The organism is Myxococcus sp. CA039A (assembly GCF_013336645.1).
In the GTDB taxonomy this organism is placed as follows: Bacteria; Myxococcota; Myxococcia; order Myxococcales; family Myxococcaceae; genus Myxococcus; species Myxococcus llanfairpwllgwyngyllgogerychwyrndrobwllllantysiliogogogochensis.
Map to the genome: position 1 here is coordinate 1 of NZ_JABUMQ010000376.1, position 9,863 is coordinate 9,863.

7 protein-coding genes are annotated in these 9,863 nt (G+C 71.1%); 3 read left to right on the forward strand and 4 right to left on the reverse strand.

What is annotated here, in order from left to right; all coding sequences use genetic code 11:
- Positions 1–250 precede the first annotated feature (250 nt).
- Positions 251–664, reverse strand: coding sequence for a hypothetical protein (locus HR086_RS40320; protein ID WP_174458241.1), 414 nt, complete (start codon positions 662–664; stop codon positions 251–253).
- A 410-nt stretch (positions 665–1,074) separates the two neighbouring features.
- On the opposite strand from HR086_RS40320, the gene HR086_RS40325 reads away from it, so the two are divergent.
- On the forward strand, positions 1,075–1,533 hold the full coding sequence (locus tag HR086_RS40325; RefSeq protein ID WP_174458242.1) for a DUF2267 domain-containing protein: 459 nt from the start codon (positions 1,075–1,077) through the stop codon (positions 1,531–1,533).
- 81 nt (positions 1,534–1,614) lie between these two features.
- On the opposite strand, the gene HR086_RS40330 is transcribed toward HR086_RS40325, so the two are convergent.
- Together HR086_RS40330 and HR086_RS40335 are read right to left on the reverse strand one after the other, a co-directional pair.
- Positions 1,615–2,304, reverse strand: a complete 690-nt coding sequence (locus HR086_RS40330) for a hypothetical protein (protein WP_254623846.1) — start codon at positions 2,302–2,304, stop codon at positions 1,615–1,617.
- Between the two features lie 165 nt (positions 2,305–2,469).
- A complete protein-coding gene (locus HR086_RS40335) occupies positions 2,470–4,200 on the reverse strand; it encodes a S8 family serine peptidase (protein ID WP_174468268.1) in 1,731 nt (576 codons plus the stop codon).
- A gap of 472 nt (positions 4,201–4,672) precedes the next feature.
- On the opposite strand from HR086_RS40335, the gene HR086_RS40340 reads away from it, so the two are divergent.
- Complete coding sequence (locus HR086_RS40340; RefSeq protein ID WP_174468269.1) at positions 4,673–7,051, forward strand: serine/threonine-protein kinase; 2,379 nt, start codon at positions 4,673–4,675, stop codon at positions 7,049–7,051.
- 16 nt (positions 7,052–7,067) lie between these two features.
- Here the strand turns inward: HR086_RS40340 and HR086_RS40345 are convergent, their stop codons facing one another.
- Positions 7,068–7,742, reverse strand: a complete 675-nt coding sequence (locus HR086_RS40345; RefSeq protein ID WP_174460539.1) for a hypothetical protein — start codon at positions 7,740–7,742, stop codon at positions 7,068–7,070.
- A gap of 556 nt (positions 7,743–8,298) precedes the next feature.
- Between HR086_RS40345 and HR086_RS40350 the strand changes: the two genes are divergently transcribed.
- On the forward strand, positions 8,299–9,863 hold a 1,565-nt coding region (locus tag HR086_RS40350; protein WP_373564411.1), incomplete at its 3' end, for a two-component regulator propeller domain-containing protein.

The following is a 9,863-nucleotide window of genomic DNA, read 5'->3' on the forward strand; positions in this document are numbered from 1 at the left end:
CACCCCAGCCCGCCCAGGCTCAGGGCAAGCGTGGCGGCGCGCCAACTGCTTGGAATCTTCACCGGGTCGTCCTTCTTCGCATCCATCGCGGCCCGGTCCACTCCGGTACCTCGTGCCGCTCTGCGGGCGGTCTCCCAGAAGTCTCGCGCCCCTCAGAGCGCGAAGCAATCCGGAATTCCTGGACGTCCCGAGGGCTGCCCGGCCCCTCCGCTCGAGTTGGGAGCGGAGGGTTCCGGACGTCAAACCGAACTCAGGCGCCGCAGCTCAGCGTGAAGTCCTTCGTGCCCGTGCCGTAGTTCGCCATCTTGATGGTGGACGGCTCCGGGGTGATGGTGGGCACCGACCCGTTGTCGCACTTCAGGCTGGCGTCCGGCACCGTGCTGACCTGCAGGTCGGTGTTGCTGGGGATGCCGGAGATGGTGAAGGAGCAGCGGTTGCCACGGCTGGACTTCACCATGGCCCTGCCCAGGGCATCCGTGGGCGTGGCCGCGTGAGCGACGACGACGCGGAGCTGGTCACACGGGTTGCCCGCCTGCGCGAGCCCGCTCTCCGGCAGACGGATGACACCGGCGACGGTGGCGTTGCCCTCGCGGCTCCCGGCGCCTCCCGTGGTGGCGCAACCAGTGGCAGCAAGGAACAGGGCGGCAACGGCGATGCGATACATGAAAATCCTCAATTCGTGGGGGAAAGAGAAGGCGGCCTGGTCGCCGCACAGACGACCTACGTCGCGCCCCCAGTACAATTGCGACGGGATTTCATTCCACCCATTCCTCTCGCACGCGATGTGCCGGGTTTTTTGCAAATCCCCCGGAGTTCCGTGTGGTTCCGGACGCCTTGTCGCCGGCTGCAGGGACTCGCGGTGAGGTGCCATGAGTCCAGTTCATCGGTCGAATCAAAGGCAGACATACCGCGCTGCGCGGGGTCGGTTGGATGTCCCAGGAGCGAACGGGAATCCCATGCTTGGGAATGCACGGCGCAAGGCCTGACGCGGACCGAGCGGCCGGGAAGCAGGCCTGTTGCCTGCTGCCGGACACTCGCCGCGCCCCCACGGTGAAGGCGCGAGAGGAGACGCGCATGTCGATTCAGAAGCAGGAAACGACGCAGTCGTGGTCGGGGCTGGGGGTGGGCACGGACCGGAAGTCCTTCATGGACGCGGTATCCGCGCAGCTCCCGGACTTCGAGGCGGAGCAGGCGGCGGAGGCGGTGTTCCGCGGGCTGTCGGAGCTTTTGTCCGACGGGCTGATGCGGCAGCTGCGCGAGCAGCTCCCCGAGGACCTGCGGGGGCTCGTGGATGCGTGCCCCCGCCACCCGGACAGCGTGCGCGGGAAGGTGGACCGCGACGACTTCTACCTCCAGGTGGCCAACCACCTGAACGCCGAGCCGGAGAACGTGCGGCTCGTGTTGCACGGCGTCTTCGCGGCGCTGCGCGAGCAGGTGACGGAGCAGGAGGCGGACAAAATCGAGAGCCAGCTGCCCCGGTGGCTCCAGGGCACGTGGTCCGCCGCGCGCATCGGGATTGACCGGCCCTCCTGAAGCGAGGGCCCGGTGGCGGCACGAAGCACGAGGCGCCCGGACCCACCCAGGTCCGGGCGCCTTCTTCGTGCCGGGCTTCGATTAGTAGGTGCCGCCAATCTGGAGCATCCCCATGTAGCGGCCGTCCAGGGCGTTGGGCGTCGCGGACGTGGGCGCGAAGTCCTGGTCGAAGAGGAAGTTGTAGCTCACGCGCGCGTCGGCGGTGATGAGCTTGCCAAACTGGTAGCGCAGGCCCAGGCCCGCGGGCACATAGCCGCTGGTGTCGTCATTGAAGCCGAACTCGCGGCCCACCGCGTCGTGCCGGATGTTGTAGTCGTCGATGCCGATGCCCGTCACCGCGTAGGGCTGCAACTGGGCGTCGGTGAAGTTGCCGATGACGAGCGCCTGGCCTCCGTTGCGCACCACGTCCGCGCCCTCGCCCAGACTTCCTGCCCGGCCGTTCCCGTCGATGTCCACGTTGTTGACGCTGCCGTTGTAGCCCAGCTCCACGCCGAGGAAGCCCAGGGGCCGGTAGCCAATGGCGCCGCCGTACGTGAAGCCCGCGTCGAGCCGGGGCGCCAGCTGCCCGGTGTAGCCCTCCGCGCCGCCGCCGAGCTGCGCGTACAGGCCGGTGTCGGCGTGCTTCGACGACTCCTTCTTGGGCTCATCGACCTGCACCGGCTCCAGGTTTCCAGGGGCCCGCTCCGCGCTGGGGCGGTAGTCCTCCTGGGCCCACACGGCGCATCCCCACAGCGCCGCCACACATCCCGCGATACGCACGAATGCCTTCATGTCGGACTCCTTTCCGAGCGTCCGAAAGGCAACGTGGAGTTCACGCCCCATCCCGGCAATGTTCCCGGGTCTGATGTCCCTCGCCCGTCCTCTCATCGACGGGGCGGTGGACACGTCGGCCCGCTGGCCTTCCCTCCCCGGAGGGAGGGGCGGGCACGCGGGGCTTCAGGGCACCGGGCCGACGAGGGCCTCCAGCGCCCGCCGGGCCTGCACCAGGCCGTGGCCGTACTGCTCGTCGTAACCGCTGTCGCCCAGGTCCTTCGCGCTGCTCAGGAGCGCCTCCTTCACCTCGGCGGGCGTGGCGGAGGGGCGCGCGCTGAACAGCAGCGCGGCGATGCCGCTGACATACGGCGTGGCCATGGAAGTGCCGGACATGTACGCGTAGTCCGCCGGGCGAAGGCTGAGCTTCGCGGTGGCGCCGAGCTGTCGCTCCATCACCGTGCTCGCCGCCTGGGTGATGGTGACGGACGGCACCCAGGTTCCGCGCTGCGGCACGGAGAGGATTTCCGCGCCTCCCTCCATCAGCTCGCTGGCGAAGATGACCGCGCGCGCGCCCTGCCGCATCACGTTGACGATGGCCCGGTCGGGCCGCACGTAGGCGCTCGGGTGCACATACGCGACGAAGCCTCGGCAACTGCCGTCCTCTCCGCACGAGGCCACCGATTCACCCATGCCGCAGTCCACCAGCGAGCCCCAGGTGTCACCGGTCGGCGCGTACAGCAGCGAGCGCGACATGGGCCGGGAGTTGCCCACCTCCAGCGCGGCGAACGAGCCCCGGCCTTGAGGGAAGGTGGACAGCACGTCCACGCCGGGAGCCATCAGCGCCAGGCCCTCACCGTAGGAGGAGAACACCGCGCGCCGGTCCGTGTTGTCCAGGGCGCCCACCCCCAGCACGGACGGGTCCGAGGCGGGATAGGACATCAAGCCCTGCCCCTCGTTGCCCGCCGCCGCCACCACCAGCATCCCGCCGTCCAGCGCCGCCTTGAAGCCTTCCTCCGTGTTGAGGCTGCCCAGACTGCCGCCCAGCGACAGCGAGGCCACCTTCGCGCCTTCGGCCTGGCAGTACTCCAGCGCCTTCATCACCAGGCTCATGTGGGTGCTTCCCTCGAGGTTCAGCACCCGGGCGATGATGAGCTGCGCACCGGGCGCCACGCCCATCAGTCCGCGCTCGTCCAGCACCGGCCCGCCGCGTCCCCCCAGCCCCGGCCGCGCCGCGATGATGCCCGCCACGTGCGTGCCGTGGCCGGAGCCCCACCGCTCCTCGTCCCGGTCGCTGGGCGCGTCGTCCCCATCCAGGAAGTCCCGCGCCGCCACCACCGCGTCGCGCAGCTCCGGGTGGTCCAAATCCAGGCCGCTGTCGATGACGCACACCTTCACGCCCGCGCCCGTCACCGCCCCGGGGTCCGGCAGCCCGTCCCCATCCTGGTCCCACACCTCCAGCGCCTGCACCCGGCGCAGCTCTCCGACGTACTCCCGCGTGCCAGCCAGGGTGGTCGCCAGCGCCAGGGCCGTCGGCGCGGAGGTCCCCAGGGCGTACAGCTTCTGGTCCGGTTCGATGCTCTCCACGCGGGGGTCCAACGCCAGGGCCAGCCGCTCCTCGGGCGTCACGCGCGCGGCCACGGCCGGCACGTTCCGGAAGGTCGCCGTCACCTGCCCGACGAGCTGGTGCACCTGGGCCGCCGTCACCCCGTCCTCGCGCCGGTAGCGGATGATGACGCGCTCACGGCCGTCCTCGTCGCCAGAGTCGAGCCCCGCTGTCGCCTTCCCGTGAGGTTCGCCCGGCAACATGCCCGCGGTGATGCCGGGACAGGCGGTCAGCTGGGCATCCCGGTGAGATGACTCGTCCGGCAGACAGCCCGCGACCGCCAAGAACCCGATGAATCCCCAGCGCGTCATGAGGCACTTCCTTTCGTCACCACCCGGGCGACACTGCGAGGCCCGGCCGGAGGGCTTCCGGCCGGACGGCCCCACCTGTTCCCAGGGAGCGCATCGCTTCGCGTCGCGGCAACGGCCCGACCGGGGGCGCGGCGACGGGAGGTGCGCGGGTTCACATCCTGTGTGGCCCGCCTGTCTCAAACTGGCTTTCGGCCCGGGCCACCCCAGGCGCCGGTTGTCCTGAAACCCGCGCTCACCGCCCACCTCGGAGGAGGAGGACGCGGGAGTCCTTCGTCCACGGGTTCAACGCGGCCGGGCGCTGGACGTACTGGAAGACAGGAGGTTCACTGACAGTTGTGCCTCACCGGTCTGACACCCCGGCCAGGGCAGGCGGGTTGATGTTCCGAGCGCGTACGGTGTCTGACAGATGCGAGAAGGGCCCTCGACAGCTTGATTCCGTGTGTGTCCGGGTGCTTCGCTGCCAGGAGAAGCCATGAGCACCGCACCTACAGAGTCCTCCCGTTTCCTCGGGCGCTACGAGCTCGTCCATCCCCTGGGCCAGGGCGGCATGGGCGAGGTGTTCCTGGCGAAGATCAGCGGCGCGGCCGGCTTCGAGAAGCCGTGCATCGTCAAGACCATCCTCCCGACGCTGCTGAAGGACCGGCAGTTCCTGGACCGCTTCCACCACGAGGCCAAGGTGCTGGTGCACCTGGTCCACTCGTCCATCGCCCAGGTGTACGACATGGGGGAGGCGGACGGGACGTACTACATGGCGCTGGAGTACGTGGCCGGCGTGGACCTGGCGTACCTGCTGGAGCAGGCGCGGTTGCAGGGCGCGCAGGTGCCGGTGCCGGTGGCGCTGTTCCTGGGCCAGCGCATGGCGGAGGGCCTGGGCTACGCGCACCGCAAGGTGGGGCCGGATGGCTCGCCCCTGGGCATCGTCCACCGCGACGTGTCACCCCACAACGTCATGGTGTCGTACGAGGGTGAGGTCAAGGTCATCGACTTCGGCCTGGCCAAGTCCGCGGCGCGCAGCAAGTACACCCTGCCCGCCACGGTGATGGGGAAGCTGGGCTACATGTCGCCGGAGCAGGTGCGCGCGGAGGCGCTGGACCACCGCAGCGACATCTACTCGTGCGGCGTGGTGCTGTGGGAGATGCTGGCCGGCCGCTCGCTCATCCCCCACGGGACGGTGGGCGAGATGATGGCGGCCATGTCGCAGCCCACCGTGCCGTCGATGAAGGGGCTGCGCGGGGACGTGGACGAGGCGCTGGAAGCCGTCGTGCGTCGCGCGCTGGCCGCCCGTCCGGATGAACGCTACTCGCGCTCGGACGAACTGGCGCGGGCGCTCAACGGGGAGCTGGTGCGCTCGGGCGCCGCGGTGGGCGCCGAGGAAGTGGGCCACTTCGTCCGCGCGCTGTGTCCGGAGGCCTTCGCCGCGCAGCGACAGCTCATCTCCAAGGTGACGTCGTCCGGGAGCCACCACCGCACGCCCGCGCCGATGCCCGTCCTGGCCGGTGGCACCGGCACGGGAGCGTTCGGCACCGGGCCCCAGGGCACTCCGGAGAACACCGCGCAGTCGGGCTTCGAGCCGACGATGATGCGCGCGCCGACGGAGCCGCCCGCTCCCTCGAATGAGCGGCGCGTGGCCGGCATGGCCCGGCAGGATGTTCCCTCCGCCGAGGACGCGATGGGCACCGATGCCACCACGCTGCGTCCCGGCTCCGGAGGCGTCGCGGGTGGGGTGGCGATGGCCGCGAGCGGCGCCCCGTCGTCGGGCCCGGTGGTCCAGGCGGCCTCGTCGGGCCCCATGGCTCCGGTGTCGACGGCGTCCGTTTCCCAATCCGTCAACACCGCTGTGGCCGCGAAGCCCGCGTCCTCCCGGAAGACGGGGACGATGCTCGTCATCGCGCTCACGGTGCTGCTGTTGATGGTCGGCACCGCGGTGACGACGGCCCACTTCGTCAAGGGTCAGGGCGGCCCGGACGCCCCCACGCCTCCTCCGCCCGTCGCCGCGAAACCGCCGCCTCCCACCTCGGACAAGAAGCCCGCTCCGCCGACCACCGCCGAGACGCGTCCGACCCCGCCTCCTGTCGACAAGCCGGCACCGAGGCCGGAACCAGAGGTGGTGGCGACCCGGGAGCCCTTGCCACCCAAGCGCACGCCCACGCCGAAGCCGACTGCTCCCAAGCCGGCTCCCGAGCCCGTCGCCGTGGCTCCCAAGCCCGAGAAGGGCGTCACCTATGTCTCGCCCGAGGTGGCGCTCGCGGTGGTGGAGGAGAACGGCGGCTATGCCGTCAGGGGCCCCCAGGCTGTTCCCCTGCGGATGCGCCAGAAGTTCAATGTCGTGGGCCCCGCGAAGAACATGCAGCGCGTGTTGCTCGGGCGCGCCACGGTGTCATGGGCGGGCGCCACCCCCAGGGACCGCATCAAGGCGCGGATGGTCCGGCTGAGCCTCGACGAGTCCGCCAGGGCGGCCACGGGCCCGCGCTTCATCGCGCTGCCAGAGGTCGGCGCCGAACTGGAGTCCTTCCCCGACGAAACCCCCGCCGAGCCCGAGGCCGCCGCCGAGCCGTCGAAGCCCGCTCCCCCGATGATTGCCGCGCCCAAGCTCCTCACGGGCGCGGTGAGGAAGGCGGGCGGCATTGGCCCGTTTGGTGGAAGCGGCGTGGCGGTCCGCAACCTCGACGACTTCGTCTGGACCAACTGCTCCGTGGTGAAGGACCGCCGTCAGCGGGGCATGCTGGGCATCCTGCCCCCCAACAAGGAGCGGGCCGTGAAGAACTTCGCCACCCACGCCGAGCACTTCGTCGAGCCCGGCAAGGTGGGCGTGTTCTGCGACGAGGGACAGCTCATCACCACGCTGCGCTGACCCCTGTCGCTCCGGCTCACGGCTTCGCGAGTCGCTCCGAGGCCACGGGACAGTCCGCCACGACGGCGCGCACGTCCTCGCGGCCGGAGTTCGCCTCGCGCACCGCGCGGTTCAGTGACGTGCGGCACTCCCACGTCACGTCCCGCGTGCCGTGGCAGCAGTGCCAGCCCGTCAACGTGCTCCCCAGGTACTTGAGCATCTCCGCGCGCGTGGGAGTGACGAGCAGCCACACCGCGCCCGCCAGCAGCGCCAGCCAGGGAAGCTGCGGGGCCATTCCCCTCAGCCGGGCCCCCGCGCCCGCCGTCACCGGCTCCGCGTAGAGGCCGAGCATCGTGTCGAAGGGCCGGCGTTGCAGCACGGGCGCCACCAACAGGTCGACGGGCGTGGTGAAGGCCCGGACCAGGCCGCGTTGAGCGCCCGGCGCCCCCGCGTTGCGCACCAGCCGCACGCCCAGGAGCTGCCGCCACAGCGTCCGCCCCCAGATACCGCCCACCGCGGACCACGCGAGCCAGGAGAGGACCATGGCCAGCACCATCGCCACCGGCGTCCGCTCGTGCTCCATCGCGCGCAGGGCGGCCCAGCCGACCAGGGCCGACGTCGCCACATCCAGCACGTCCGCGGCCCACAGGTGCCACTGGTACCGCGCCTCGGTGCTCACCGTGTCCGTCGAGAACAACGCCCCGTCGCTCATCCACCCTCGCTCTTCGGCGCGCGGAGCATAGACGTTCGGCGACCTCGGGGTGTCATGCACCTTCGTCCGCCGCCTGGACTTCGTCCGGAAAGCCACCGCGAGAGCAGGCGGGTTCGGGTTGTTTCACGGCCTGGCGCCGGGCGGGAGGACAACCGCCCAGGGGGTGCCCTGGGGCGACCGTGGGACGTGACTGCTGTCTTCTTCCCGCAGTGGCGCGAGACAGGGGTGGCTCCCATCTTGGGTTCAGCGCGATGCGGCGAGACCCCACCCACCACCGGGGTCTCGAAGCGAGGAGCGCTTGGGCCATGACCCCGGTCATCCGGGAGCACGGCTCTCGGGTGCCGGCGGTGGTGGCGTACGAGGCGACAGCGGCGGGGGGAAGTTTGGATGTCGTGGGGGGGCAGGTGGTCCCCCGCCGCTGTCGCCGAGGCCGTTAACGGCCAACGTTCCACTGTGGGTGAACGCCCGAGGTTTGGCCTCCCGGTCGATTCTGCCGGACACTGGGGCCGTCATGGGCATTTCGAGGCATCGGCTCCGCGCAATCTGGCGCGGGTTCGTGGGGTTCGTCCTGCTGGCCGGGTTCGTCCTGGCGCGGCCGGGCCTCGCCTTGGATCCCCAGCGATGGGTCTCCCAGTACAGCCAGGACTCGTGGCGCAGCGACGACGGGCTTCCGCAGAACAGCCTGCTGGCGCTGGCGCAGACGCGGGACGGCTACGTGTGGCTGGGCACGTGGGAAGGCCTGGTGCGCTTCGACGGCGCGCGCTTCGTCGTCTTCGACAAGCGCAACACGCCGGAGCTGCGCAACCACACCATCAAGGCGCTCGCGGAGGATGCCTCCGGCGTGCTGTGGGTGGGCACGGACCAGGGGCTGGTGGCCTACGTGGATGGCCGCTTCGAGCGCGCCCCCGGTGCCTCCGCGCCGCTGGAGGGCGTGCGGGTGGAGGAGCTGCTGGTGGGCGAGGGGGCCCTGTGGGTGGGCACCTCCGGTGGGCTCTGGCAGGTGCCGCTGGGCGAGGGCGTGGCGCGCCAGTACACGGAAGCCGACGGTCTGCCGGGCTCCTTCGTCACCGCGTTGGCGCGAGCGGGTGGTGACAACCGGCTGTGGGTGGGCACCAAGGCGGGCCTGGCGTTGCTGGAGGGTGGGCAGGTGCGGCAGACGCCCTTTCCCGTCCCGGGCCCCGACGAGCGCCCGGAAGTCACGGCGCTCTTCCAGGACGTCGCCGGCACGCTGTGGATGGGGACGGAGACAGGGCTCGTCTCGTGGAATGGCGTGGTGGCCACGCGCTTCACGGCGACGGAGGGGCTGCCGGCCACTGTCACCGCGCTCCTGGCGGACAGCCAGGGCAACCTATGGGTGGGCACGCGGCGGGGCGGGCTGGTGCGGCGCGAAGTCGACGGCTTCAGCTCACCGCTGCACGGCGCGGGGCTCGCGGACGCGGAGGTGCTGTCGCTGCTCGAGGACCGGGACGGGGCGCTGTGGGTGGGCACCTATTCGGGGTTGTTCCGCCTGCGCGACGGCCCGTTCGCCACGTACGGCGCCCCGGAGGGCCTGAGCAACGAGACGGTCAGCACGGTGCTGCAGGACAAGCGGGGCACGGTGTGGCTGGGCACGGTGGGCGGCGGGTTGTTCTACCTGCGCGACGGGCGCATCCACCGCATGGAGGACTTCGAGGGAGGCACGGACCCGGTCATCACCGCGCTGCACGAGGCGCCGGACGGCACGCTGTGGGTGGGCTCCAAGGCGGGGGCGTTCCGCTACGACGGGCAGCGCTTCGCGAAGTCGTCGCGCGTGCAGGGGCTGCCGGACCACGTGGTGACGTCCATCCTGGTGGACTCGCGCGGGACGCAGTGGTTCGGCACGCGCGAGGGGCTGGCGCGGGTGCGGGGCGGCGACGTCACGGTGTTCGGCGAGCGGCAGGGGCTGTCGACGGAGCCCATCATCGTCATGGCCGAGGACGCCTCCGGCGCGGTGTGGCTGGGCTCCGAAGGAGGGCTGTGGCGCTTCGAGGAGGGCAAGGGCCTGCACCGCTTCACGCTGAAGGACGGGCTGCCCGGCGAGGTGGTGCTGGCGCTGCTGGCGGACGCGGACGGCACGGTGTGGGTGGGCACGGAGACGGGGCT